Source organism: Massilia eburnea (genome assembly GCF_009720745.1).
Classification (GTDB): Bacteria; Pseudomonadota; Gammaproteobacteria; order Burkholderiales; family Burkholderiaceae_D; genus Rugamonas; species Rugamonas eburnea.
Genome location: NZ_WNKX01000002.1, coordinates 364441 through 388468, shown reverse-complemented (window position 1 = coordinate 388468; position 24028 = coordinate 364441). Strand labels below are relative to the sequence as shown.

The 24028-nt window shown below is 64.2% G+C and carries 24 protein-coding genes; 15 read left to right on the top strand and 9 right to left on the bottom strand.

The annotated features are described in order from the left end of the window. The first annotated feature begins 1 nt into the window (after position 1). The 15 genes from GM658_RS04285 (at position 2) to GM658_RS04215 (ending at position 16093) form a co-directional block, all read left to right on the top strand. Entirely contained in the window at positions 2-2125 is a 2124-nt protein-coding gene (locus GM658_RS04285; RefSeq protein ID WP_155452755.1) for an amidohydrolase family protein, read from the top strand. A gap of 40 nt (positions 2126-2165) precedes the next feature. Beyond that, positions 2166-2600 carry a type II secretion system major pseudopilin GspG gene (gspG, locus tag GM658_RS04280; RefSeq protein ID WP_155452754.1) on the top strand — a complete coding sequence of 145 codons (435 nt, stop codon included), beginning with the start codon at positions 2166-2168 and terminating at the stop codon, positions 2598-2600. Beyond that, the gene (locus GM658_RS04275; protein WP_155452817.1) at positions 2572-3057 is read left to right on the top strand and encodes a GspH/FimT family pseudopilin; all 486 of its coding nucleotides are present in this window, start codon (positions 2572-2574) and stop codon (positions 3055-3057) included. The genes gspG and GM658_RS04275 overlap by 29 nt, the downstream gene beginning before the upstream one ends. 3 nt (positions 3058-3060) lie before the next feature. Then, complete coding sequence (gene gspI / locus GM658_RS04270) at positions 3061-3423, top strand: type II secretion system minor pseudopilin GspI (protein ID WP_155452753.1); 363 nt, start codon at positions 3061-3063, stop codon at positions 3421-3423. Next, positions 3420-4154 carry a PulJ/GspJ family protein gene (locus GM658_RS04265; protein WP_155452752.1) on the top strand — a complete coding sequence of 245 codons (735 nt, stop codon included), beginning with the start codon at positions 3420-3422 and terminating at the stop codon, positions 4152-4154. The genes gspI and GM658_RS04265 overlap by 4 nt, the downstream gene beginning before the upstream one ends. Beyond that, entirely contained in the window at positions 4151-5128 is a 978-nt protein-coding gene (gene gspK, locus GM658_RS04260) for a type II secretion system minor pseudopilin GspK (RefSeq protein ID WP_155452751.1), read from the top strand. Before GM658_RS04265 ends, gspK begins: the two co-directional genes overlap by 4 nt. A gap of 19 nt (positions 5129-5147) precedes the next feature. Next, a complete protein-coding gene (gspL, locus tag GM658_RS04255) occupies positions 5148-6383 on the top strand; it encodes a type II secretion system protein GspL (RefSeq protein WP_155452750.1) in 1236 nt (411 codons plus the stop codon). Beyond that, entirely contained in the window at positions 6383-6901 is a 519-nt protein-coding gene (locus tag GM658_RS04250) for a type II secretion system protein M (protein WP_155452749.1), read from the top strand. Before gspL ends, GM658_RS04250 begins: the two co-directional genes overlap by 1 nt. After that, positions 6898-7671 carry a type II secretion system protein N gene (locus GM658_RS04245; RefSeq protein ID WP_155452748.1) on the top strand — a complete coding sequence of 258 codons (774 nt, stop codon included), beginning with the start codon at positions 6898-6900 and terminating at the stop codon, positions 7669-7671. Before GM658_RS04250 ends, GM658_RS04245 begins: the two co-directional genes overlap by 4 nt. Next, on the top strand, positions 7671-9875 hold the full coding sequence (gspD, locus tag GM658_RS04240) for a type II secretion system secretin GspD (protein ID WP_155452747.1): 2205 nt from the start codon (positions 7671-7673) through the stop codon (positions 9873-9875). Before GM658_RS04245 ends, gspD begins: the two co-directional genes overlap by 1 nt. Next, positions 9872-11293 carry a type II secretion system ATPase GspE gene (gspE, locus tag GM658_RS04235; RefSeq protein ID WP_155452746.1) on the top strand — a complete coding sequence of 474 codons (1422 nt, stop codon included), beginning with the start codon at positions 9872-9874 and terminating at the stop codon, positions 11291-11293. Before gspD ends, gspE begins: the two co-directional genes overlap by 4 nt. Positions 11294-11296: 3 nt before the next feature. Beyond that, positions 11297-12517: a type II secretion system inner membrane protein GspF gene (gspF, locus tag GM658_RS04230; RefSeq protein ID WP_155452745.1), complete on the top strand. Its 1221-nt coding sequence runs from the start codon at positions 11297-11299 to the stop codon at positions 12515-12517. A gap of 15 nt (positions 12518-12532) precedes the next feature. Further along, on the top strand, positions 12533-13096 hold the full coding sequence (locus tag GM658_RS04225; RefSeq protein ID WP_155452744.1) for a type II secretion system protein N: 564 nt from the start codon (positions 12533-12535) through the stop codon (positions 13094-13096). Further along, positions 13093-15378: a patatin-like phospholipase family protein gene (locus GM658_RS04220; protein ID WP_155452743.1), complete on the top strand. Its 2286-nt coding sequence runs from the start codon at positions 13093-13095 to the stop codon at positions 15376-15378. The genes GM658_RS04225 and GM658_RS04220 overlap by 4 nt, the downstream gene beginning before the upstream one ends. A gap of 94 nt (positions 15379-15472) precedes the next feature. Further along, entirely contained in the window at positions 15473-16093 is a 621-nt protein-coding gene (locus tag GM658_RS04215) for a YceI family protein (RefSeq protein WP_170298655.1), read from the top strand. Here the strand turns inward: GM658_RS04215 and GM658_RS04210 are convergent. From GM658_RS04210 to GM658_RS04170, 9 genes are all read right to left on the bottom strand, one after another. Further along, positions 16087-16998 carry a winged helix-turn-helix domain-containing protein gene (locus GM658_RS04210; RefSeq protein ID WP_155452741.1) on the bottom strand — a complete coding sequence of 304 codons (912 nt, stop codon included), beginning with the start codon at positions 16996-16998 and terminating at the stop codon, positions 16087-16089. The genes GM658_RS04215 and GM658_RS04210 overlap by 7 nt on opposite strands. Beyond that, complete coding sequence (locus tag GM658_RS04205; protein WP_155452740.1) at positions 16988-17191, bottom strand: hypothetical protein; 204 nt, start codon at positions 17189-17191, stop codon at positions 16988-16990. Before GM658_RS04205 ends, GM658_RS04210 begins: the two co-directional genes overlap by 11 nt. Before the next feature lie 8 nt (positions 17192-17199). Continuing rightward, positions 17200-18534 carry an ATP-dependent protease ATPase subunit HslU gene (hslU, locus tag GM658_RS04200; RefSeq protein ID WP_155452739.1) on the bottom strand — a complete coding sequence of 445 codons (1335 nt, stop codon included), beginning with the start codon at positions 18532-18534 and terminating at the stop codon, positions 17200-17202. Further along, positions 18531-19073: an ATP-dependent protease subunit HslV gene (gene hslV / locus GM658_RS04195; RefSeq protein ID WP_155452738.1), complete on the bottom strand. Its 543-nt coding sequence runs from the start codon at positions 19071-19073 to the stop codon at positions 18531-18533. Before hslV ends, hslU begins: the two co-directional genes overlap by 4 nt. A 168-nt stretch (positions 19074-19241) precedes the next feature. Beyond that, the gene (locus tag GM658_RS04190) at positions 19242-20576 is read right to left on the bottom strand and encodes an STAS domain-containing protein (protein ID WP_155452737.1); all 1335 of its coding nucleotides are present in this window, start codon (positions 20574-20576) and stop codon (positions 19242-19244) included. A 104-nt stretch (positions 20577-20680) separates the two neighbouring features. Further along, complete coding sequence (gene dksA, locus GM658_RS04185; protein WP_057265949.1) at positions 20681-21124, bottom strand: RNA polymerase-binding protein DksA; 444 nt, start codon at positions 21122-21124, stop codon at positions 20681-20683. A 72-nt stretch (positions 21125-21196) separates the two neighbouring features. Then, the gene (locus GM658_RS04180; protein WP_155452736.1) at positions 21197-22264 is read right to left on the bottom strand and encodes a CobW family GTP-binding protein; all 1068 of its coding nucleotides are present in this window, start codon (positions 22262-22264) and stop codon (positions 21197-21199) included. A 100-nt stretch (positions 22265-22364) separates the two neighbouring features. Then, entirely contained in the window at positions 22365-23309 is a 945-nt protein-coding gene (locus GM658_RS04175) for a tyrosine recombinase XerC (RefSeq protein WP_155452735.1), read from the bottom strand. Positions 23310-23313: 4 nt separating this feature from the next. Further along, positions 23314-23985 (bottom strand): DUF484 family protein, encoded by a 672-nt coding sequence (locus GM658_RS04170; protein ID WP_155452734.1) that lies wholly within the window; start codon positions 23983-23985, stop codon positions 23314-23316. Positions 23986-24028: the final 43 nt, after the last annotated feature.

The following is a 24028-nucleotide window of genomic DNA, read 5'->3' as shown; positions in this document are numbered from 1 at the left end:
AATGAAGCGAGTTTCAGCCGTCATGGCGCTGGCTGTCGCTAGTGCGTTCGCACAGGCAGCGGTCACGCAAACCACCCGCTACGTGTTCATTTCCGAGAACAACGGCAAGCAGATGGGCGAGCAGGTGGTGGAAAACCACGATGACGGGCTGACCAAGGTTCGCTACATTTACAAGGACAATGGCCGCGGCCCCGAACTGACGGAGGAATTCCGCCTGGCCGCCGACGGCACCATGTCCGAATACCACGTCAAAGGCAATTCGACTTTCGGCGCGGTGGTGGATGAGCACTTCGAACGCAAAGGCGGCAAGGCACAGTGGCAGTCCACCAGCGAGGCGGGCGCCAAGGATGTCAGCGGCGCGGCCGTGTACGTGCCGCTGAACGGCAGTTTCGAAGCCGATTCGCGCGCCATCGGCGCCCTGGCGAAGACGCCGTCGGCCAGCATTGCGCTGCTGCCGAACGGCACACTGAAGCAGATGGTGCTCGACGAAGTGCAGGTCAGCGGCCCGAATGGCCAGACCCAGCAGGTGCAGCTGGTGGCGCAGACCGGCCTTGGCCTGAGCCCGAAATTCCTGTGGATCACCAAGGGCGCCAATCCTTCGCTGTTCGCGGCGGTGGCGCCGGGCACTTTCGTTTTTGCGGTTGAAGGCTGGCAGGATAACGGCAAGCTGCTGGCCGAACGCCAGAAAACCGCCGAAGCCAAGCTGCTGAACGATTTGGCGGCGAAGCTGCAGCATCCGCTGCCCGGCTTGACCGTGGTGAAGAATGCCCGCATCTTCGACAGCAACAAGGCCACCGTCGGCGCAGCGTCCGACATCTACCTGCTGCGCGGCCGCATCAGCGCCATCGTGCCGGCCGGGACCGAGGTGCGCGGCGCCGCCAATGAAATCGATGCCGGCGGCCGTATCGTGCTGCCGGGCCTGTTCGACATGCACGGCCATATCACGCGCTGGGAAGGCGCCCTGCACGTGGCCGCCGGCGTGACCTCGTTGCGCGACATGGGCAACGACAATGCGCAGCTGCAGCTGATGATCGATGAAACGGCGGATGGCAAGCTGCTGGCGCCGCAAATCGTGCCGGCCGGCTTCCTGGAAGGCGAAAGCCCTTACTCTTCCAACGGCGGCTTCGTGGTCAAGACGCTGGATCAGTCCAAGCGTGCCATCGACTGGTACGCCGAGCATGGCTACCCGCAGCTGAAGATCTATAACTCCTTCCCGAAAGAGATCCTGAAGGACACCGTGGCATACGCCCACCTGCGCGGCATGCGCGTGTCCGGCCACATCCCGGCCGGCCTGCGCGCCCAGCAGGCGCTGGACGCCGGCTACGACGAAATCCAGCACATCAACCAGGTGATGCTGAATTTCCTGTTCAAGCCGGGGGTAGAGACGCGCAGCCTGGAACGCTTCTACCTGCCGGCTGAAAAAGTGGCAGGCCTGGACTTCAATTCGAAAGAAGTGAAAGACTTCCTTGCCACGCTGAAGAAGAAGCAGATCGCGATCGACCCGACCCTGTCCGCTTTCGCTTTCCTGAAACAGAAGGACGGCGACGTCAACGAGCCATGGGCAGCGGTGGAAGGCAATATGCCGCCCGACGTGGCGCGCGGCTTCCACGTCGGCACCATGAAGATCCCGGATGCCGCCACCCAGGCGCGCTACGACAAATCCTTCAACAAGATGGTGCAGTTCGTCGGCATCATGTATAAGGCCGGCGTGCCTATAGTGGCGGGCACCGACGACCTGGCCGGCTTCACCCTGCATTCGGAACTGGCGCTGCTGGTGAAAGCCGGCCTGACCCCGGCCGAGGCGCTGCAGGTCGCCACCCGCAACGGCGCGCGCTACACCCGCACCAGCGCGGAACGCGGCAGCATCGAAACCGGCAAGCTGGCCGACCTGGTGCTGGTGGACGGCGACCCGACCAGGAATATTGAAGACGTGCGCAAGGTCTCCGCCGTGATCACCCGCGGCCAGATCGTCTATCCTAAAGAAGTGGACGAAGCGCTGGGCATCAAGCCTTTCGTTTCCGAGACCCCGGCGGTGAAGCCGCTGGAAGCCGTGCCGTCGAACATTGCCGGCTCCAACGACGGAGTGTTGCGCCATATCGGCACAATTGGACGCAAGCACGATTGAATCACTTATACTCGCAGCAGTTTAATTTTTAGTGAATCTTATGCAAATATCAAGCAAACGCCGCGCGCGCGGTTTTACGCTGATCGAGATCATGGTGGTGGTGGTGATCATGGGCGTGCTGGCTGCACTGGTGCTGCCTAAGGTGATCAACCGCGTTGGCGAGTCCAAAACCGCTGCGGCAAAGGTTGAAATCTCCACCATCATGCAGGCGCTGAAGATGTACAAGCTGGACAACCAGCGCTATCCGACCACGGAACAGGGCCTGCAGGCCTTGATGGTCAAACCGACCGCCGGCCCTGCGGCCAATGGCTGGAAGGCGCCATACCTGGAAAAAATGCCGAAGGACCCATGGGGCAATAACTACCAGTTCCTGTCCCCTGGCATAAAAGGTGAAGTCGATGTGTTCTCGTATGGCGCCGACGGCCAGCCAGGCGGCACCGGCGATGATGCTGATATCGGCTCCTGGGAAATCTAAGGCCCGCCAGCACGGCTTTACGCTGATCGAGCTGCTGGTGGTGCTGGTCATCATCGGCATTACGCTCGGCCTGACCGTGATGAGCGTTGCGCCCAGCCAGGCCAAGGCCATGCAGAAGGAAGCGCAGCGTATTGCGCTCCTGCTGCAGCTGGCGCGCGATGAAGCCATCGTGCGCAACCGTCCGGTCGCCTTCGAAGCGGGCACGGACAGCTACCGCTTCCTGGTGCGCAATGAAAAGACCTGGGATCCGCTGTTGCAGGACGATATGCTGCGCGAACGCCCCTTTGACCTGGCGCCGGTGACCTTGCTGCTCGACCCGCCGACCAATGTGCCCGGCAATATGCGCATTGTCTTCGGCCGCGAGCCGGTCGACCGCCCTTTCACGCTGACCCTGGCCAGCGGTGATTTGCGCGCCACCATCCGCGCCGACGGCGTCGGCCATTTCACAGTGGATTGAAGAATGCGGCAACGAGGCTTTACCTTGCTGGAAGTGCTGGTGGCGCTGCTGATTGTCGGCACGGCGCTCGGCGCAGCCTTGCGCGCCATGGGCAGCCTGACCCAGAACAGCGACAGCCTGCGCACCAATATGATGGCCACATGGTCGGCCGAAAACAGGCTGGTGCAGATTCGCCTCGCCAAGAGCTGGCCGGCCACCGGCAAGACCAGCTTCGAATGCCCGCAAGCGGACCTGCACCTGATCTGCGAGGAAGAAGTGATCCCGACGCAGAATCCGCGCCTGCGTGAAGTCGACGTCACCGTGTATGAAGCCAGCGCGCCCGAACGGCGCATCGCCACGCTGTCGCAAATGGTGCTGCAGGAATGAAGAACACGCGCGGCTTTACTCTCATCGAACTGCTGGTGGCGATCACGGTGATGGCCATTGTCGCCGTCATGGGCTGGCGCGGCCTGGACACCATCGTGCGTTCGCGCGAGCAGTTGACCCAGGCCATGGAGCAGACACGCGGCCTGCAGCTCACGTTCGCCCAGCTGCAAAGTGACCTGGAGCAGATCGCCGACAAGCCGCTGCTGCGCGAGCACCAGAACATCATGGCCGATAACAACCGCCTGATTTTCATTCGTACCGTATTGCCAGAAAACGCCCCATCGCAATTGCAGGTGATTAGCTATGTCATTCGCGACGGCGTACTGTCGCGCAGCGAGTCGTCGCTCACGCGCGACCTGGGGCAGCTCGATTCCTTATGGCAGGCGGCCATCGGCCAGGCCGGCGCGCAAGCGACTGTGGGCTTGTATTCCGGCGTCGACAGCATGCAGGTGCGGGTGTGGGAGGGCGGCGGCTGGAAGCAGCCGCAGAATTCTTCGACCTCGATTGCCGTGCCGCAGGATGGCGGCGCCCCGGCCTGCGCCGATCCCGACCCGCGCGCCTGCCAGGGCAAAGGCACGCCGAACCCGGGCACCGGAGGCAATCCGCCCGGCACCGTCACGCCGCCAGGCCAGGTCCAGCGCGCCGAAGGGTCGACCGGGCTGGAAGTTTCGCTGCAAATCCAGGGCCAGCCTACGCCGCTGACCAAGGTATTCCTGTTGGGGGCCGTATGAAACGGGGCCTTCCTGTCCGCCAGCGCGGGGTAGCTGTTGTTACGGCACTACTGCTCACCACCCTGGCCGTGACGATCGTGGCCAGCCTGTTCTGGCAGCAGCAGGTGCAGGTGCGCTCGATTGAAAACCAGCGCCTGCATTTCCAGACGCGCTGGATGCTGCGCGCCGGCCTTGATTTTTCAAGGTTTTTCCTGCGCGAAGAGATGCGCAACAACCCCACCCAGACGCGCGCCGACGACACCTGGGCCACACCGCTGGCCGATACCCGGCTGGACGACCTGGTAAAACACGAGCGGATCGAGGGCGAAAAGTACGATGCCACCCTTTCCGGGCAGAATTTCGATGCGCAATCGCGCTACAATCTTGCGAATCTGGCCAGTACGGCTGCGGGCGGCGGCATCAACAAGCGGCAATTGGCCGTCTTCGCACGCCTGCTGCAAATCTTGCAACTTGACCAGTCGCTGGCCAAGGCCGTCGCGGTGCAGGTGGTGCGCGGTGAAGGCGCCGGGATGGTGCAGCAAGGCGTGCAGCCGTCGCCGGATGTCGAGCCAGTGCCGCCGGGCGGCGGCCAGCCGATGAAGATATTGCGGGTGGAGGATTTGCTGTCGGTGGCGGGCTTCGACCAGAAAGCCATCGAAAGGCTGCGGGAGTTTGTGATCGTCCTGCCGAAACAGACGCCGCTCAACGTCAACACGGCGTCGGCGGAAGTACTGGGGGCGCTGATCAACGGCTCGGTGTCGGAAGGGCAGAACCTGGTCGTTTCGCGCAAGCGCTCGCCGTTCACGGACGTGGCCAACTTCAAGGCCTTCCTGTCGGGCAAGCAGCCCTTGCTGCAGGATAGCGACCTGGCCGTGCGCAGCGATTATTTCCTGGTGTGGAGCCGGGTGCGCCTGGACCGCGCGCAGCTGACATCCTGGTCGCTGATCCAGCGCGAGGCGGCAGGGTCGAAAGTAGTGTGGATACGGGAATTTTAAGGAATAGGGAAGGCAAGCTTTGACAACACTCTACATTCGGTATCCGGCCCGCGCCGCAGCCGCCGACAACGGCGTGCCGTCCAGCTGCCAGTTTGCGCTGGTGGGCGATGGCGGCAATGTGATGCAGCAGGGCGCCGGTGCGCTGGGCAACCTGGGTGAACTGGTGTCGTCCGCGCGCCGCGTGGTGCTGCTGCTGGCGGCCGCCGATGTCTCGCTGCTGAAAGTCAAAGTGCCGCCGCTGTCGGGCGCCAAGCTGAAGGCGGCCCTGCCCAACCTGGTGGAAGAACAAGTGCTGGGCGACCCGGCCGACTGTGCGCTGGCCCTCGCTCCCGCCAGCGGCGACAGCGACGAGCGCGTGGTGGCTGTGGCCAACCGCGCCTGGCTGGAAGTGCTGGTCAAGGCCCTGGTGGCGCAAGGCGCGCATGGGGTGTCGGCGCTGCCGGTGCAACTGTGCCTGCCGCTGGCGCCGGGCAGCGTTTCCGCCGCCCTGGGCCTGGATGACGCCGGCCTTGAACTGACCTTGCGCAGCGCACCGTATGAAGGTCTGGGCCTGACCCTGCCGAACGCGCCCGAATCCGCACTGCACACTTTGCGTGCACTGGCGGGCGAGGCGCCGGTCACGCTGTACGTTGCGCCGGCCCAGCATGCCGAATACGCCGCCGCGGCCAGCCACGTGCCCGGCATCACGCTGGAAGAAGATCACTGGGCGCACCGCGTCGCCGCCGCGAAAGCGGTGTCGTTCGACCTGGCCGCCGGCCTGGGCGCAGTGACGGGCGCCTCGGCGCGTGCATGGCAGCGCTGGAAATGGCCGCTGCGCATCGCCGTCGCGGCCGTGCTGGTCAACATCGTCGGCATGAACTGGGAATGGCTGCGCCTCAAGCGCGAAGCGGACGCCGTGCGCCAGAACATGACGCAGGTGTTCCGTTCCGCCTATCCGAACCAGCCGATGATCGGCGACCCAGCCGACCAGATGCGGCAGAACATCGCCCGCGCCCGTGCTGCCGCCGGCGGCGGTGGCGCGAGCAATGAATTCACCAATATGAGCGCCGCCGTGGGCGAGGCGCTGTCCGTGCTGCCGAACCGCGAAGCGTTGGCCGGCATCGAGTACAAGGAACGCAGCATGACCATCAAGTTCAAGCCGAATAGCGTGGACGCCAACGCGCTGGCGCAGGTGCAGTCCGCGCTGGCGCAGCGCAAGCTGAGCGCCAGCGAGACTGGCCCGGGTGTGTGGATGGTGAAAGCGGGGGGCAAATAATGGCTGGCCTGAACGACACCATCAACGCTTACCGCGCCAATGCTGCGGCCTGGTGGAGCGTACGCACCGAGCAGGAACAGCGCATGCTCTCCATCGGCGGCGCCGTGCTGGCCCTCGGCCTGGTCTGGGGCGTGCTGATCGACCCGGCGCTCACCGGCCGCGGCAAGCTGGAAAAAGAGCTGCCGCAGATGAACCAGCAACTGGCGGAAATGCAGGCGCTGGCGGGGGAAGCGGCCCAGCTGGCCGCGCAGCCGGCGGTGCAGCCGCAGCCCCTGTCCAAGGATGGTGTGGCGGCGCGGCTGCAGTCCATGGGCCTGACCACGCAAAACCTGGCGGTCACGGGCGATTACATTAAAGTGGAATTCAAGGGCGTGCCGTTTGCCGGCCTGGTGACCTGGCTGGATGCGATGCGCCGCGAACAGCGGGTGACGGTGCAGGAAGGCAGCGTGACGCAGCAAGGCCCGGCGGGACAGGTGGATGCCAACCTGACGCTGCGCCAGGAGTCCGCAGGTCAATGAAGCGCTTCGGTTTGTGGTTGCTGGCGATTGTGCTCAGCGCGGGCGTGACCGTGCTGGTCTGCCTGCCGGCCAGCTGGATGGGACAGATTGTCGAAAGCCAGAGCGGCGGACGTTTGACCCTGGGTGATGCGCAGGGTACGCTGTGGCGCGGTTCCGCCTTCATCGGCGGCGCCGCCAGCAAGGATGGCGCGGTGACGCCGCTGCTGCCGGGACGTTTCAGCTGGCGCCTGTCGCCGCTGATCCTGTTCGGCAGCGTGAACATGCAGCTGGAGAACCCGGATGCGCTGACGCAGCCGGTCACGCTGCGCGGCGGCTTGAGCAGCTGGGATGTCAGCCCGGCGGCCCTGATGCTGCCGGCCGAGGGGCTGGCAGGTCTGGGTGCGCCGCTGAATACACTGGCGCCCAGCGGCCGTGTGAAACTGTCCTGGTCTTCGCTGCAGCTGGTGCGCGAAGGGCAGGCGGTCTCGCTGCATGGCCGCACCACGCTGGAATTGCAGGAGATGTCGTCGCGCATGTCGCCGGTGAAGCCTTTGGGCAGCTACCAGCTGGCGTTCGACTGGAAGGGCCAGCAAGCCGCGCTGGCGCTGAATTCGCAGCGCGGACCGCTGCTGTTAAGCGGCGCAGGAAAGTTCGAGCATGGCCGGTTGCAGTTTTCCGGCCAGGCGCAAGCAGCAGCAGGATTTGAAGACCAGCTGGGCACCCTTTTAAGCATGCTGGGCCAGCCGAAGCCGAATAGCGGTAAAAACGTCATTGCACTAGAGTTCCGATAATGAAAAAACACACTGCAAGCCCATCCTCCTTCCCGGCACTGCGCCGCCTGAGCGCCGCGGCGCTGCTGTGCTGCGCGCTGGCGCCCGCCGCCGCGCCGGTCACGGCCTGGGCCCAGCCCAATGACGAAGCCGCGCTGAATTTCGTCGGCGCCGACATCGAATCGGTGATCAAGGCCGTCGGCCACTACACCAACATCACCTTCCTGATCGACCCGCGCGTCAAGGGCACGCTGACCCTGGTGTCGGAAAAATCGATCAGCAAATCGCAAGCCTTCCAGTTGCTGGCCTCCGCGCTGCGCCTGCAAGGCTATGCTATCGTCAGCGGCGACGGCTACGCCAAGGTGGTGCCGGAAGCGGAAGCCAAGCTGCAGGCTTCGCCGACCGTGATCGGCGGCCAGAAAAACCCGCAGGGCGACCAGGTGGTGACCCAGATCTTCCACCTGAACCATGAAAACTCGGCCAACCTGGTCACCGTGCTGCGCCCGCTGATCACGCCGAACAACACCATCAACGCCAACCCGGGCAACAACACCCTGGTCATCACCGATTATTCGGACAACCTGAAGCGCCTGGCCAAGATCATCGCTTCGCTCGACGCCCCGTCGTCGGCCGACATGGACGTGGTGCCGGTGCGCTACGCCATCGCCAGCGACCTGGCGGCCATGATCAACAAGCTGATGGAACCGGGCGCCGGCGGCGATTCCGGCCGCGTGAACCTGGTGCCGGACCCGCGCACCAACTCGCTGGTGGTGCGTGCGCCGTCGGCAGCGCGCGCCAACCTGGCCAAGTCCCTGATCGCGAAACTGGACCAGCCGACCCAGCAGGCAGGCAATGTGCATGTGGTCTACCTGAAGAACGCCGAGGCGACCAAGCTGGCCGAAACCCTGCGCTCCGTGGTGTCGGGCGACGGCGGCAGCAGCTCGAACAGCCAGTCAGGCAGTGGCAGCCTTTCTTCCCAGGCTGGCGGCATCGGAAACAACCCGGCCAGCCAGACTGGCATGGGCCAGTCGTCGCAATCGGGCACCGGCCAGAACGGCCCGACGAATCCTGCCCTGCAAAGCGGCAGCCGCAGCGGCTCGCAGTCCAGTCCATTCAGCACTCAGGGTGGATTTATCCAGGCCGACGCCACCACCAACACCTTGATCATCACCGCGCCGGAAGCCGTCTACCGCAACCTGCGCGCCGTGATCGACCAGCTGGACGTGCGCCGTGCACAGGTCTACATCGAATCGATGATCGTCGAAGTCAATGCCGCCAAGCTGTCCGAGTTCGGCGTGCAATGGGCGGGCCTGCAAGGCAGCGGCCGCACCTACCGTGTCGGCGGCGCCACCACCTACAACAATGTGGGCGGCGCCAATAGCCTGGTCAACCTGGAAGGCTTCGCCAACGGCGTGACCGGTGCCGAAGCGCCGGGCTCGGGCCTGACCCTGGGTATCTTCAAGCAGCTGGCGAACGGCAAACTGGGCCTGGGCGCCGTGGCGCATGCGCTGGGTGCGGACGACGACAGCAATATCCTGTCGACGCCGAACATGCTGACGCTGGATAACGAAGTGGCGACCATCAAGGTCGGCCAGAACGTGCCGATCGTGACCGGCTCCTTTACCACCACCTCCGGTTCCAGCAGCAATCCGTTCACTACCGTCGACCGCAAGGACATCGGCATTACGCTGAAAGTGCGCCCGCAGATTTCCGAAGGCGGCACCATCAAGCTGGCCATCTACAACGAGAGCTCGAGCATCGACACTTCGGTGGCGCAAAACACGAATGGCCTGATCCTGAAGAACCGCACCATCGAAACCAATATCATCGCCGACGACGGCCAGATCCTGGTGCTGGGTGGCCTGATCCAGGACGACTCCAGCGACGGCGTGGAAAAAGTGCCGGGTCTGGGCGATATCCCGCTGATCGGCAACCTGTTCAAATACCAGAAGCGCAACCGCAAGAAAACCAACCTGATGGTGTTCCTGCGCCCAGTAGTGGTGCGCAACCGCGAGCAGGGCATGAGCCTGACCGCCGACCGCTACGACTACATGCGCGCGACCCAGGAAGCGGCCGCGCCGGAGCCGAGCATCACCGTGCAGAACCTGGGAGCGCCGATGCTGCCGGTGCTGCAGAATGGCCAGCCAACCGGCAGCGGCCAATTGGCACGCCCGGTACCACCTGCAGCTCCAACCGTGCCTGAACAGAAACAGCAGCAGCAATGACGAACCTCCTGCCCTACGCCTTCGCGCGCGACTTCCTGGTGCTGGCCCAGCCCAGCGCCGAAGCCGAGCACGCGGTCGACGTGATGATGTCGGCCGCTACGCCCGCCTCCGCCATCGCGGAAGTGTCGCGCCGCTTCGGCCGCATCAACCTCAAGCACATGTCGCGCGCCGACCTCGAAGCGGCGATTGCCAGCGCATACGCCAGCGCCTCCGGCGACGCGTCGCAGGTGGCGGAAGAATTCGATTCCGACCTGGACCTGACCAAGCTGCTGCAGGACGTGCCGGCTATCGAGGACTTGCTGGAATCGTCCGACGACGCGCCCGTGATCCGCATGATCAACGCGCTGCTGACGCAAGCCCTGCGCGACGGCGCATCGGACATCCACATCGAACCGTTCGAACAGACTTCCGTGGTGCGCTTCCGCGTCGACGGCGCGCTGCGCGACGTGGTGCGTCCGCGCAAGGCGATCCACGGTTCGCTGATTTCGCGTATCAAGATCATGGCGCAGCTGGACATCGCCGAGAAGCGCCTGCCGCAGGATGGCCGCATCACCCTGCGCGTGGGCGGCAAGCCGGTGGACGTGCGCGTCTCGACACTGCCGACCGGCCACGGCGAACGCGCCGTGCTTCGTCTGCTGGACAAGGAAGCGGGCCGCCTCGACCTGTCCCACCTGGGCATGAGCGAAAAGATGATGGGGCAGTTCAATAGCCTGATCAACCAGCCGCACGGCATCGTGCTCGTCACCGGACCGACCGGCTCGGGCAAGACGACCACGCTGTACGCCGCGCTGTCCATGCTGAACAACACTTCCACCAACATCATGACGGTGGAAGATCCGGTCGAATACGACCTGCAAGGCGTAGGCCAGACCCAGGTCAATGCCCGCATCGACATGACCTTTGCCAAGGCCCTGCGCGCCATCCTGCGCCAGGACCCGGACGTCATCATGATCGGCGAGATCCGCGACCTGGAAACGGCGCAGATCGCGGTGCAGGCATCGCTGACCGGCCACCTGGTGCTGGCGACCCTGCACACCAACGACGCCGCCGCCGCCGTGACCCGTTTGCTGGACATGGGTATCGAACCATTCCTGCTGTCGTCGTCATTGCTCGGCGTATTGGCCCAGCGCCTGGTGCGCAAGCTGTGCCCGGTCTGCAAGAGCTTCGATGGCACGCAGTGGAAAGCCGTGGGCTGCGACAACTGCGGCCACACCGGCTACCAGGGCCGCGTCGGCATTTACGAGCTGCTGCAGACGGACGAACATATCCGCGCCCAGATCCACGACCGCACCTCGGAAGCCGAGATCCGCGTCACCGCCCAGCAGCAGGGCATGACCACCATGCGCGAAGACGGCGAGCGTTGGTTGCAGCAGGGCGTCACCACGCCGGCCGAATTGCTGCGCGTGACGAAGGACTAAGCGATGCCGGCCTTCCGTTATGAAGCCGTCGATGCGACAGGCGCCAGCAAGAAAGGCGTGGTCAACGCCGACAGTGCCCGCTCCGCGCGCTCCGACCTGCGCTCGCAGGGCCTGGTGCCGATCAAGGTCGACGCCATCTCGGCCCAGGTCGACGCCAGCGGCGCCACGGCGCGCCGCGGCTTCGGCGAAAAGCTGTCCACCACCGAACTGGCATTGTTCACGCGCCAGCTGGCCAGCCTGCTGGAAGCGGGCCTGCCGCTGGAGCAAGCTTTTACCGCGTTGCTGGAGCAGGCCGAGCGTCCTTACGTGCGCGACCTGGTGGCCTCGATCCGCTCGGAAGTGATGGGCGGTTCGTCGATGTCGGATGCACTGTCGCGCCATCCGCGCGACTTCCAGGAAATCTACCGCGCACTGGTCGCTTCCGGCGAGCAGATCGGCCAGCTGTCGCGCGTGCTGTCGCGCCTTGCCGACTACATTGAACGCCGCAATGCGCTGGTGCAGAAGGTCAAGCTGGCCTTTACCTACCCGGCCATCGTGACCGTGGTGGCCTTCCTGATCGTGATCTTCCTGCTCACCTACGTAGTGCCGCAGATCGTTTCCGTGTTCGCCAACACCAAGCAGAAGCTGCCGCTGCTGACGGTGATCATGCTGGCGATTTCGGACTTTGTGCGCAGTTACGGCTTTGTGGTGCTGGGCATCTTGATCGCGGCGGGGGCCCTGGTGCGCAAGATGCTGCAGAACCCGCAAATCAAACTGCGCTGGCACACCTGGCTGTTGACGGCGCCGCTGTACGGGCGGTTTGAACGCAGCCTGAATACATCGCGCTTTGCCAGCACGCTGGCCATCACCACCGGTTCCGGCGTGCCGATCCTGCGCGCGCTGGAGACCAGCCGCGACACGCTGTCCAATGTGGCCATGCGCCAGCTGGTGGAGCAAGCCAGCGACTCGGTACGCGAAGGCGCCAGCCTGGCCCGCTCGCTGTCGGCGCAAAAATACTTCCCGCCGATGCTGATCCACATGATCCGCGCCGGCGAAATCACCGGCGAGCTGCCCGCCATGCTGGACCGCGCGGCGAGCGCGCAGGAATCGGACCTCGAGCGCCGCACGCTGACCATCGCCGGCCTGCTGGAACCGATGCTGATCCTGGCAATGGGCGTGGTGGTGCTCTTGATCGTGCTGGCCGTGCTGATGCCGATCATCGAAATCAACCAGCTGGTGCACTGAACCTGGAGAATTGAATTGAAACGTTTGCCTTTGATCTGCAGTGTGGCCGCCGTCGCGGTGCTGTCTGCCTCGCTGGCCTACTGGGGCATGCAGCTGTTCAAGCCGAAGCAGCGTCCGCTCGCGGCGGTGCCGGTGGCGCAGCAGCCGGAAGCGAACATGGATGCGGCGCGCGGGCTGTTTGGCGGGAATACGGCGGTGGCGGTGGCCAGCAACTACCAGCTGAAGGGCGTGGTGGCCGATACGCGCGGCCATGGCAGCGTGGCGATCATTTCGGCGGATAACCAGCCGGCCAAGGCGTATCCGGTCGGTTCGGAAGTGGGCCCGGGCACCACGGTGAAGGACGTGCAGCCGCGCTTTGTGATCCTGATGGAAGGCGGCATGCAGAAGCGCCTTGATTTGCCGAGCGACCAGGGCGTGAGTTCGTCGGGCGGCATGGCGGGACCGGTGCCGGGACCGGGCGGGCCGCAGGAGCCGCCTGCCGTACCGCTGCCGCAGCCTGTGACGCCAATGACCCCGCCGCCGGTGCAGATGGCGCCGGCGCAGCCGGCCGTGATGGGCGGGACGCCGCCAACGCGATGAAGTGGCTTGGGCTGGTCCTCGCGTTGCTTTGCGCGGGGTTTGCCTGCGCTGATGAAACCCAGCAAAGCTGGGTCAGACCCAAGGGTCAGACCCAAGTGACGCGGCCGCCGCAGGCAAGTGTCAGCCCCCTTGGGTCTGACACTGGTTTACCGGTTCTAGCCAGGCCCAAAGTAGCCCTGGTATTAAGCGGCGGCGGCGCCAGAGGCTTCGCCCACATCGGCGTCCTGCGCACCCTGCAGGAAATGCACATCCCCGTCGACATCGTCGTCGGCACCTCGATGGGCAGCGTGATCGGCGGCGCCTGGGCCGCCGGCGCCTCGGTGAAAGACCTGGAAACCATGGCCGCGACCACCGACTGGGACAGCGTGGTCGCCGACCGCCCCGCGCGCGACCAGCTGCACTTCCGCCGCCGTGACGAAGACATCCAGATCCCATCCCGCATCGAATTCGGCATCACCCGCCAGGGCGTGCAAGGCCCGCCCGCGGCCGCCAGCAACGCAGCCCTCGAAATGGCCCTGCAACGCCTGCTGCCGCGCGGCACGCGCGACCTGCCCGTCAGCCAGTTGCCGCTGCCATTCCGCTCCGTCGCCTCCGACTTGTTGACCGGCGAACTGGTCGTCCTCGACAACACGCCCCTGTTCCAGACCATCCGCGCCTCGCTTGCCGTGCCGGGCGTGTTCGCGCCGGTGCGCATCAAGGACCGCCTGGTGGTGGACGGCGGCCTGGTACGCAACCTGCCGGTCGACATGGCGCGCTCCATGGGCGCGGATATCGTCATCGCCGTCAATGTCGGCACGCCGCTGGCGCCGGAAAAGGAGCTGCACAGCGCCCTAGGCGTGGCCAACCAGATGCTGCAGATCCTGACCGAACAGAACGTGCAGCGCTCGCTCAGCGAATTGCACAGGGACGATATCCTGGTCGCGCCCAACCTGGATGGCGTCAGTTTCCTCGATTTCTCGACGCATGAAAAAGCCATCGCCGCAGGCGCAGCGGCAGCGCGCGAGCTGGCGCCGCGCCTGGCCGCGCTGGCCGTGCCGGAAAAGGACTACATCGCCCTGGAAAGCCTGCGGCTGGCCACGCCGGTCGACACCGACCGCCCGGTCAAGCTGGCCAAGGTGCAGATCCAGGGCGTGCGCGACGTGAATCCGGAAGTGCTGGTCAAACAGTCCGGCCTGGAGCCGGGGCAGCCGACCACGCGCGAGCAAGTGCGCCAGGCTGCCGTGGCGCTGTACGGCCGCGGCGACATGGCGCGCGTGGAAACCGATATCGACGACGTGGAAGGCGAACGCACCGTGACCATCCGCGCCACCGAGGCCGAATGGGCGCGCAGCCGCATGCGTGTCGGCCTGGAGCTGGCCAGCGACTTCCGCGATTCGAACAACTTCGCGATCAAGGTAATGCACGTGCGCTCGGCGCTGAACGACTGGGGCGGCGAGCTGCGCACCGAGGGCCGGCTGGGCAATGAGCGCGGGCTTGGCGTGCAGTGGTGGCAACCGCTTGGACCGGGATCGCAGTGGTTCGTCATGCCGTCGGCGCAGATCGGTCGGATCGCCGGCGATATTTTCGAAAGGGAGCGGCGCACGGCGCGCGTGTCATACAGTACCCGTGCGGCCTCCTTTGCGCTGGGACGCCAGTTCGGCAACTGGGGCGAGCTCTCGGTTGGCGTGTCGCGCCAGGCCTATTCGGTGCGGCCATTGATCCCGCAGGACCCGGCGGCCGCGGTGGACCGCGTGTACGACACGAAGACATTCGCCCGCTTCCGCGTCGATACGCTCGATTCGCTGGCTTTCCCGACGCGCGGCACGCTGATCACGATCGGCCGCGAACAGACGCCGGGCAGCGGCAAGAGTGTCGGCACGGCGGCCAACTGGAGCGCCACGGCGCTGCAAGCCTTCCTGTGGAACGACTGGGCCGGCCATGTCTCGGTGGAGTGGGCCAAGGCGCAGACAGGCGCTTCGCCGGTCACGCTGGGCGGCTTCCTGCGCTTGTCAGGAACACCGACCGATTCCATCCAGGGGCCGACCATTGTGTTGGGCCGGCTGGTGCTGGCGCGGCGCATCGCCGCGCTGCCGAGCGCCTTCGGCGGCACCATGCGGGCTGGCTTCTCGCTTGAAACGGGTGGCGGTTTCGACCGCGATGCGACTGCGAGCGGGCGCGCCTTCAAGCAGGCCGGCAGCGCCTTCCTGTCGGTGGAAACGCGTTTCGGTCCGCTGTTCCTGGGCGCCGGCGCCACGCGCCATGGCGAGGAAACGCTGTATCTCTTCCTTGGACCGGTCTGGTAATTCAGCGCAATTCAGAACTTTTCAGGCCGCTTTCAGGACTTTAGGGCTGGCAGGGCGGTACAAAGTGGGCTCCAACCATTTGAAGGGAGTCCTTATGTTCCGCCATGCCGCCCTGTGCGCCGCATTCTTCGCCGCTACTGCCGCGCAAGCCGCGCCGGTCACGTACACCATCGTCAGCAAGCTGTCGAAAGTGAGTTTCAACCTGGAGCACCAGGGATTTATCCCGGTGTCGGGCACGCTCAAGATTGCACCGGGAAGTTTTGTCTTCGATCACGAGGACTGGTCGAAGTCTTCCGTGATGGTCAGCCTGCCGACGCGTATGCTGGATATGGGCGACGGCCTCTGGAATGAGCAGATCCGAGGCGACGAGTCCTGGATGGCGCTATTCAAGCAGCCGGAAATCCGTTTCCGCAGCACCCGCATTGAACGCAAGGACGGCATGAGCGGTGTGCTCTACGGCGATTTGACCGTCGCCGGGGTAACGCGGCCGGTGGCCCTGCAAATGAAGGTCAACAAGGTGGGCATGAACCGGGTCAGCGACAAGCAATCGGTCGGCATTACCGCCAGCAGCATGATCAAGCGTTCAGACTTTGGCCTGGATGCCTATATGGACCTGGTGGGCGATGAGATTGCGGTGCAGATCCAGCTGGAGGCGGCAGTGGGGGCCGATACCGATGCGGTGAAGGAGATGCAGATGAACAGCGGCGCTCACTGAATCTTTGCCACCGCGGCGCGGCTGACGATGCCGGCGACTTCGTCCTGGATGGCGAGCTTGTCGCCGGGCGTGCGGTCGTAGCTGTCGGACCAGACCACAAAGCCGTCGGCGGCGCGGGTCAGGCGGGCGGAGATGCGCAAGGCGCCGCCCGAGCGGCGGATGCTGCCATCGAGCACGTAGGCCACCTTGAGTACGCGTGCTGCCTCGGCTGCGGCATCGTGCTTGTTCTTGTAATAATAGGAAGCGCCGGGCGGTGCGACCGAGAGCCCTGGCTGCTTGCTTAACTTGCCGATCAGTTCTTCGCTGATGCCGTCGGCGAACGGTTCCTCGTTCATCTCGTCCGTCAGGTCGAGGAAGGGCAGCACGGCCACGGAGCGTGTGCTGCTGGTGCGCGCGATCGGCAGCGCAACCAAGCCGGCCGCGAGCAAGGCGGCAAAGCCGGCGACGATGGCAACGCGGCGGCCATGTAATGGAGGGCGGGCTTGCGGCGGCAAGTCCGCGGGCGCGGGATTCGGCACGCCGCCGGCGGCAGGCTCGGATGCATGGGCGGGCGACGCGGCGGGTTCCGCAAGTCCAGCGCCTTGCGTGACTTGCGCCACAAGGCGGTAGCCGCGGCGCGGTACGGTGGCAATATAGCTCGGGTTGCGCGCATCGTCGCCCAGCTGGCGGCGCAGCAGGGTGATGGCCTGGTACAGCGAATCGGGAGAGACCACGACACCAGGCCAGGCATGGGTCAGCAGGTCGTCGGCGGACAGCACTTCGCCGGCATGGTCGGCCATGAAGGTCAGCAGCCGCAGGGTGCGTTCCTCAAGGCGCAGGCAAGCGCCGTCGCGCGCCAGCTCGCCCGTCAGGCGGTTGACGCTCCAGTCGCCGACGCGCAGCGTGGCGGCCGGACTATTCGTCATCGGAGCCGCTGAGTTTTCTGTCGATCAGCTTTTTGGCAGACTGGCGCTCGGCAGTGGTACGGTTCTTGTCGTGTGGACCGGCCGCGCGCGCCTTGGCCAGCGCCGCAATCGGATTGCGGGGCTTGCCAAAGTTTTGCGACGGTTCGACGCGAATCCGCATCTTCTGCCGGGTTGCCAGCTGCTTGTTAGCCATGACCTTGCTTACAGTACGTAGCGCGACAAATCTTCGTTGACGGCCAGCGCATCGAGGCGCTGGTTGACATATCCAGCGTCAATGGTAACAGTCTTGTCGCCGGTTTCGGTGGCTGTGAAGGAGATTTCTTCCAGCAGTTTTTCCATCACCGTGTACAGGCGGCGCGCGCCGATATTCTCGGTACGCTCGTTGACCTGGAAGGCAATCTCCGCCAGGCGGTTGATGCCGTCCGGCGCGAACTCCAGGCGCACGCCTTCGGTCGCCAGCAAGGCCTCGTACTGCTTGGTCAGGCAGGCGTCGGTGCTGGTCAGGATACGTTCGAAGTCCGCAATCGACAGCGATTCCAGTTCCACGCGGATCGGGAAGCGGCCCTGCAGCTCAGGGATCAGGTCTGAAGGCTTGGCCAGGTGGAAGGCGCCCGAGGCAATGAACAGGATATGGTCGGTGCGCACCATGCCGTACTTGGTGTTGACGGTCGTGCCCTCCACCAGCGGCAGCAGGTCGCGCTGCACGCCGGCGCGCGAGACGTCGGCGCCGCCCACTTCCGAGCGCGAAGCGATCTTGTCCACTTCGTCCAGGAACACGATGCCGTTCTGCTCCACGTTGGCGAGCGCCTTCTTCTTCATCTCGTCTTCGTTGACCAGCTTGGCCGCTTCCTCGTCGAGCAGGAATTTCATGGCTTCCTTGATCTTGACCTTGCGCGCCTTTTTGCGGCCGCTGCCCATGCCCGAGAACATGGACTTGATCTGTTCCGTCATTTCTTCCATGCCCGGCGGCGCCATGATTTCCATGGTCGGGCTTTGCTCGGCCAGTTCGATCTCGATTTCCTTGTCATCGAGTTCGCCCTGGCGCAGGCGCTTGCGGAACGTCTGGCGCGTGGTGTCGTCGGCGCGCGGCTCGCTGCCGCCCGTGGCAAAGCCGAAATCGCGCGGCGGCGGCAGCAGGATGTCGAGCACGCGGTCTTCCGCCGCATCTTCGGCGCGGGCGCGTACCTTGGCCATTTCCGACTGGCGGGTCTGTTTCACGCCGATGTCGATCAGGTCGCGGATGATGGTGTCCACGTCGCGGCCGACGTAGCCGACTTCCGTGAATTTCGTTGCTTCCACCTTGATGAAGGGCGCATCGGCCAGCTTGGCCAGGCGGCGCGCGATCTCGGTCTTGCCGACACCGGTCGGGCCGATCATCAGGATGTTCTTCGGCGTGATCTCATGGCGCAGCGGCTCTTCCACCTGCTGGCGGCGCCAGCGGTTGCGCAGTGCGATGGCGACGGCTTTCTTGGCTTTGCCCTGGCCGACCACGTGCTTGTCGAGTTCGCCGACGATTTCTTGAGGGGTCATGTTCATGCTTGGTCCAGGGTTTCGATGATGTGGTTCAGGTTGGTGTAGATGCACAGCTCGCCGGCGATGGTCAGCGACTTCTTGATGACGTCGACCGGCGACAGGTCGGTGTTCTCGATCAGGGCTTTTGCTGCCGACTGAGCATAGCTGCCACCGGAGCCGATGGCGCCGATGCCGCCTTCCGGTTCCAGCACGTCGCCATTGCCGGTGATTACCAAGGTGGAATCTTTATCGGCTACCAGCAACATCGCTTCCAGGCGGCGCAGCACGCGGTCGGTGCGCCAGTCCTTGGCCATTTCGACCGAGGCGCGCAGCAGGTTGCCCTGGTGTTTTTCCAGCTTGGCTTCGAAGCGGTCGAGCAGGGTGAAGGCGTCGGCGGTGCCGCCGGCGAAGCCGCACAGCACTTTGTTCTGGTACAGCTTGCGCACCTTGCGGGCGGTGCCTTTCATGACGATGTTGCCGAGGGTGACCTGGCCATCGCCGCCGATCGCGACATCGTTGCCGCGACGCACGCACAGGATGGTGGTGCCGTGAAATTGTTCCATGTTAATGCCTTTGGGTTGGGATTAACGTGTTACATGGGGGCGGGTTGGTTGTTTGCAAGCTTTCCAAACCGGTAAACCGGTGCCTGACCCGTAGGGTCAGGCACCCGATCCGCGACCGTCGCGTGTCGAGTGTCAGACTCTGCGGGTCTGACACTGGGGTACCGGTTCTTAATATTTATGCGGGAACAACCGCGCCATATCAGCATACCCCAGCAATCGCATCAGCGCTGCCACGAGATGATTGACATCGCGGAATTCGATGCGGCGGTCGCCAGCCGACAATTCCAGCACCTTGGATTGCAGCGCGCTGGCGGCGCCGAACTCCATGCGCGCCAGGCGGCTGCAGTCGAATACCAGGGCTTGCGCCTGGCTTGCATACTGGTCGATTGAGCCCAGCAGGGTCGTGATATCGCCCTCGATCACTGCCGGCAGCATGAAGCGGTCGGAAGTGGCGGCCGTGGACTGGCGCGGGGCGTTGGCCACCTTCTTCGGCGCCACGAATGGCGGCGGCGATACCTCGAAGGTGACGCAGTAATCCATCGACGATTCTTCGAAATCCTTTTCGCGGTTCAGCAGGCGCAGCAGCTCGAGATAGAGCAGCCAGGGCGCTTCGCCGACATCGCGGTTGCCAATGGTGAGGATGGCGCGGACCTGTTCGGCCAGTTCGGCGGCGCCAACGACGATCAGGTCGCGCTCGCCTGCCTGCACCTTTTTCAGGGCCGCCAGCAGCAGGGCGCAGCCTTCCGGTTCGACGCCGTTCACACGCGAGAAGTCCAGGCGCAGCGGCTGCTTCTTGTCCATCTCATCGAGCCGCTCCAGCTGGGGTGCAACCGATGCGTTCAGCGTGCCGGCCAGGCCCAGGGTTGGGGCTACGCCGGCATAGCCGCCCTTGGCCACCGGGGCCGCGCTGGCCGCCGCAGCGGGCGGAACCCAGGATGGCGGCGAGGTTTCATACTGGCTGGCGTAGTCGATCGAAATATTCTCGAAAGACTCCTGCTTGTTCAATACCTGGTACAGGTCGAACAGCATCCACCAGACGGTGCGGTCTTGCGTGGCATCGGGCAGGCTGCCCAGCAGCATCTGCTCGGCGACTTCCGCCTGGCCGTTGGCATACAGGATGGCGATCTCTTCGACGATCGGCGCGCTTTCGGCGGCCGCCGCTTCGAGCGGCATGTCTTCATCGCCCAGCAGCTCGGTGGTGTACTGGTCCAGCATCGGCAGGGTCGCCTCGTCGCTGGCGGCGGCAGGGGTTGCCGGCTGCAGGGCGCGCGGTTTGCGGGCCCAGGCTGGTTCCGGTTCGTTAAAGATGTCAGCCGCCATCGCCGCCTCGATGGCGTCGATCTTCATGGCGGTGGCGCGTGCGATTTCGCGTTGCAGGTCAGACTGTTGCGCACGCTGACGCTCCAGTTCGCTGTTCGCGGCCAGGCGTGCAGCATCGACGTCATCGTCCTCGATAACGTTTTCGTCAACCTTGCCTTTTCTAAAAATGCGGAACAGTCCCATAGGATCACTAGTGTAGCCCAATGGAAAATTATAAGGGCGTACCGTAGGAAAGTAGGCAAGAAAAAAGCACGCCTTAGCGTGCCTTTTTCTTGATTTGTGGCAAATCAGTCGCCGTACAGCTTCTGTTTCAGCTCGCGGCGCTGTTGTGCTTCCAGCGACAGGGTAGCCGTTGGACGTGCGATCAGGCGTGGAATGCCGATCGGTTCGCCGGTTTCTTCGCAATAACCATAGTCGTTATTGTCGATGGCGGCGATCGACTGCTGGACTTTTTTCAGCAGCTTGCGCTCACGGTCACGGGTACGCAGTTCCAGTGCGTGTTCTTCCTCGATGGTGGCGCGGTCAGCGGGATCCGGCACCAGCACGGTTTCGCGCAGGTGTTCGGTGGTTTCGCCAGCGTTCTTCAACAATTCTTTTTCAAGGTTTTGCAGTTTATTCTTGAAAAACGCCATCTGGGCCGGGTTCATATAGTCCTTGTCGCTCATCTTCAGAATTTCTTCTTCGGTGAGCAGGACTTCTGCGGCGGGGGTCGATTTATTTGCTTTTGTCATGACTTCGCTTACCTTCGATACGACAGAGTTTTCAAATTTCTGCTTGGGTGGCGTCAAAAAAAACGCCTTAGTTTATACCAAACATTGTTCAAGGCCAGTAATAAAGATGTCTTTTGGGAGATTTTTGCCAATAAACACCATTTTGCTTGCCCGTGTCTCGTTTTCGCCCCATTTTGCACCCAGGTCGCTACCCATCAGTTGGTGCACGCCCTGGAATACAACTTTCCTTTCTGCGCCCTGCATCAACAATACGCCTTTGTAACGCAACATGCGAGGACCGTACACATCAACGAGACCGCCCAGGAACTCGTCCAGTTTGGCCGGATCAAACGGGCGTTCGCTCTTGAATACGAAAGCCGCGATATCGTCGGTGTGATGGGCGTGATGGTGGTCGTGACTATGGTCATGGCCGCAGTGCTCGTCGTGCACATGGCCGTGTTCATGGTCATGCCCGCAATGTTCGTGATCATGGTCGTGTTCGTCTTCGGCCAGGAAGTCGGGGTCGATTTCCAGCTTTTCATTCAGGTTGAAGCCGCGCAGGTCGAGCACCTCGGTCAGCGGGGCCTTGCCGAAATCGGAGCGGCTGATCGGCGCGCGCGGATTGATGCGCTTCAGGCGGGCGGTCAGGGCGTCGACCGCGGCGGCATCCACCAGGTCGGTCTTGGACAGCAGGATCTTGTCGGCAAAGCCCACCTGGCGCTGCGCTTCTTCATGCTCGTCCAGCTGCTGCATGGCATGGCGCGCATCGACCACCGTGACCACGGCGTCGAGCAGGTAGTTGGCGCCCACTTCTTCGTCGATGAAAAAGGTCTGCGCTACCGGGCCGGGATTGGCGAGGCCGGTGGTTTCAATCACCACGCGGTCGAACGCGATTTCGCCGGCGGCGCGGCGCTTGGCCAGGTCGCTCAGGCCGACGATCAGGTCGCCGCGCACGGTGCAGCAGATGCAGCCGTTATTCATTTCCACAATTTGCTCGCGCGATTCCTGCACCAGGATTTCGTTGTCGATATTTTCCTGGCCGAATTCGTTTTCGATCACGGCAATCTTCATGCCGTGTTCTTCACGCAGAATGCGGTTCAGCAGCGTGGTTTTGCCGGCGCCGAGGAAGCCGGTCAAAATGGTAGTAGGGATCATTGCCATGGTATTACTCGCGTATGCGCTGCGTTTGGAATCGGTCGATTATGCCGGAATTCCCGAAATGCTGGCAAATGGGCAAACTTGAGCGGGATCAAGTTCCCGGCTATTTTATTTTAGCCCTTGGGTGGGCCTTGTCATAGACCAGCGCAAGGTGCTGGAAATCAAGGGCCGTGTAGACCTGGGTCGAGGTAATGCTGGCGTGGCCCAGCATCTCCTGCACGGCGCGCAGGTCGCCCGAAGATTGCAGCACGTGCGAGGCGAACGAGTGGCGCAGCATGTGCGGGTGCACCGGCACCGGGGTGCCCGACTGGATGCCGTGCGCCTTCAGCCGCAGTTGCACAACGCGCGTACTGACGCGCTTGCCGCGCTCGTTGACGAAGAGGGCATTGCTGCCATCGGACGGGGCAGGGCGGACCGCCAGCCAGGCGTTCAGCGCATCGAGGGCGGCGCTGCCGACAGGCACGCGGCGCATCTTGTTGCCTTTGCCGGTGACCACCACTTCCGCGTTGTCCAGTTCCAGCCAGCCCAGCGAGGCGGGCTGGCCATCGCCGGCCTTGCGGAATTCGCGGTCCAGGCCCGCCAGCTCGGAGACGCGCAGGCCGCTCGAATACAGCAGTTCGAACATGGCGCGGTTGCACAGGCGGGCCGGTTCGCCATCACCCGCACTGGGCGTGTTCGGCGCCACCAGCTGCACCGCGTCGTCAACCGAAAGGGCCTTGGGCAGGGTCTTGGCACGCTTGGGTGCGCGCACCCCTTCCACCGGGTTGGCGGGCAAGGTGCCGTGCCGGCCCAGCCAGGCAAAGAAGCCGCGCCAGCCGGACAGCTTGCGCGCAATGCTGCGTGCGTCCTGGCCCCGGCTATGCAGCTGGGCCGCGTAGCGGCGGATGTCGAAGTGGGTGAGGGCGTCCCAGGCTTTGCCGTCCGACAGGGTGGCCAGTTCGCGCAGGTCGCGGCCGTAAGCGGCGACCGTGTGCGCGGACAGCTTGCGCTGCGTGGCCAGGTGGGCCAGGTAGGCGTCGGCCTGTTCCAGCTTGCCGCCGCCCGTCATGGTGTTAAGCCAGCAGGGGAGCCAGCGCGACGCTGGCGGTTTCGCCGATGTGGACCAGGAAGTCGGTCGCCATCAGGGAAGTAAAGCGTTCAGGATCGGGCGAGCCCATGATCAGCAGGCCGAAGGCGGCGCCCTTGGCGCCCGGCTTGCGCAGCGGCAGGATCACGGCGGACTTGATGTGCTCGGCATCGTCCAGCCAGCGCACCGCTTCAAAATCGTTGTTGCTGCCGCAGTAAGGGGCCATCAGGCTGTTGGCGAACAGGCGCGCATCTTCCGATACGCCGCTGGCGAACCATTCGCCGGCGAACTCGGGCGCCACATGGAACAGGCGCAGGGTGGCGGCCGGTACGTGGAAGCTGTCGATCAGGCCTTGCACCACGGCGTGCGGTACGGCGGCGTCTTCTCGCGTCTGCAGGATGGCCTGGTTCCAGCTGTGGAAGCGGTTGGCGATGGCGGCATTGGCTTCGGCGTGGCGGGTCAGGTCGGCCATGCGCAGTTCCAGCGCCTTGTATTTGTCGCGCATGACTTCCATCTGGCGCTCCTGCAGCGAGACGGCGCGGCCGGTCAGGGGGCTGGACAGCCGAACGTCGCCAAGCAGGTTGGCATGTTCTTCGAAGAAGTGGGGATTGTCGGCCAGGTACTGCGCGACGATTGCGGAATCCAGGGTGTCGGTCATTGTTGATGTCACATCGAATGTTGCAGGCGAGGACATTTTAACC

Coding starts and splice junctions, on each gene's coding strand:
- gspG (WP_155452754.1), top strand. CDS start 2,166: ATGCAAATATCAAGCAAACGCCGCGCGCGCGGTTTTACGCTGATCGAG.
- GM658_RS04170 (WP_155452734.1), bottom strand. CDS start 23,985: ATGACCGACACCCTGGATTCCGCAATCGTCGCGCAGTACCTGGCCGAC.
- GM658_RS04215 (WP_170298655.1), top strand. CDS start 15,473: ATGTTCCGCCATGCCGCCCTGTGCGCCGCATTCTTCGCCGCTACTGCC.
- gspE (WP_155452746.1), top strand. CDS start 9,872: ATGACGAACCTCCTGCCCTACGCCTTCGCGCGCGACTTCCTGGTGCTG.
- GM658_RS04220 (WP_155452743.1), top strand. CDS start 13,093: ATGAAGTGGCTTGGGCTGGTCCTCGCGTTGCTTTGCGCGGGGTTTGCC.
- GM658_RS04265 (WP_155452752.1), top strand. CDS start 3,420: ATGAAGAACACGCGCGGCTTTACTCTCATCGAACTGCTGGTGGCGATC.
- gspD (WP_155452747.1), top strand. CDS start 7,671: ATGAAAAAACACACTGCAAGCCCATCCTCCTTCCCGGCACTGCGCCGC.
- gspK (WP_155452751.1), top strand. CDS start 4,151: ATGAAACGGGGCCTTCCTGTCCGCCAGCGCGGGGTAGCTGTTGTTACG.
- GM658_RS04285 (WP_155452755.1), top strand. CDS start 2: ATGAAGCGAGTTTCAGCCGTCATGGCGCTGGCTGTCGCTAGTGCGTTC.
- GM658_RS04190 (WP_155452737.1), bottom strand. CDS start 20,576: ATGGGACTGTTCCGCATTTTTAGAAAAGGCAAGGTTGACGAAAACGTT.
- GM658_RS04245 (WP_155452748.1), top strand. CDS start 6,898: ATGAAGCGCTTCGGTTTGTGGTTGCTGGCGATTGTGCTCAGCGCGGGC.
- dksA (WP_057265949.1), bottom strand. CDS start 21,124: ATGACAAAAGCAAATAAATCGACCCCCGCCGCAGAAGTCCTGCTCACC.
- gspI (WP_155452753.1), top strand. CDS start 3,061: ATGCGGCAACGAGGCTTTACCTTGCTGGAAGTGCTGGTGGCGCTGCTG.
- GM658_RS04180 (WP_155452736.1), bottom strand. CDS start 22,264: ATGGCAATGATCCCTACTACCATTTTGACCGGCTTCCTCGGCGCCGGC.
- GM658_RS04250 (WP_155452749.1), top strand. CDS start 6,383: ATGGCTGGCCTGAACGACACCATCAACGCTTACCGCGCCAATGCTGCG.
- GM658_RS04175 (WP_155452735.1), bottom strand. CDS start 23,309: ATGACGGGCGGCGGCAAGCTGGAACAGGCCGACGCCTACCTGGCCCAC.
- hslV (WP_155452738.1), bottom strand. CDS start 19,073: ATGGAACAATTTCACGGCACCACCATCCTGTGCGTGCGTCGCGGCAAC.
- GM658_RS04210 (WP_155452741.1), bottom strand. CDS start 16,998: ATGACGAATAGTCCGGCCGCCACGCTGCGCGTCGGCGACTGGAGCGTC.
- hslU (WP_155452739.1), bottom strand. CDS start 18,534: ATGAACATGACCCCTCAAGAAATCGTCGGCGAACTCGACAAGCACGTG.
- GM658_RS04275 (WP_155452817.1), top strand. CDS start 2,572: ATGCTGATATCGGCTCCTGGGAAATCTAAGGCCCGCCAGCACGGCTTT.
- GM658_RS04205 (WP_155452740.1), bottom strand. CDS start 17,191: ATGGCTAACAAGCAGCTGGCAACCCGGCAGAAGATGCGGATTCGCGTC.
- gspF (WP_155452745.1), top strand. CDS start 11,297: ATGCCGGCCTTCCGTTATGAAGCCGTCGATGCGACAGGCGCCAGCAAG.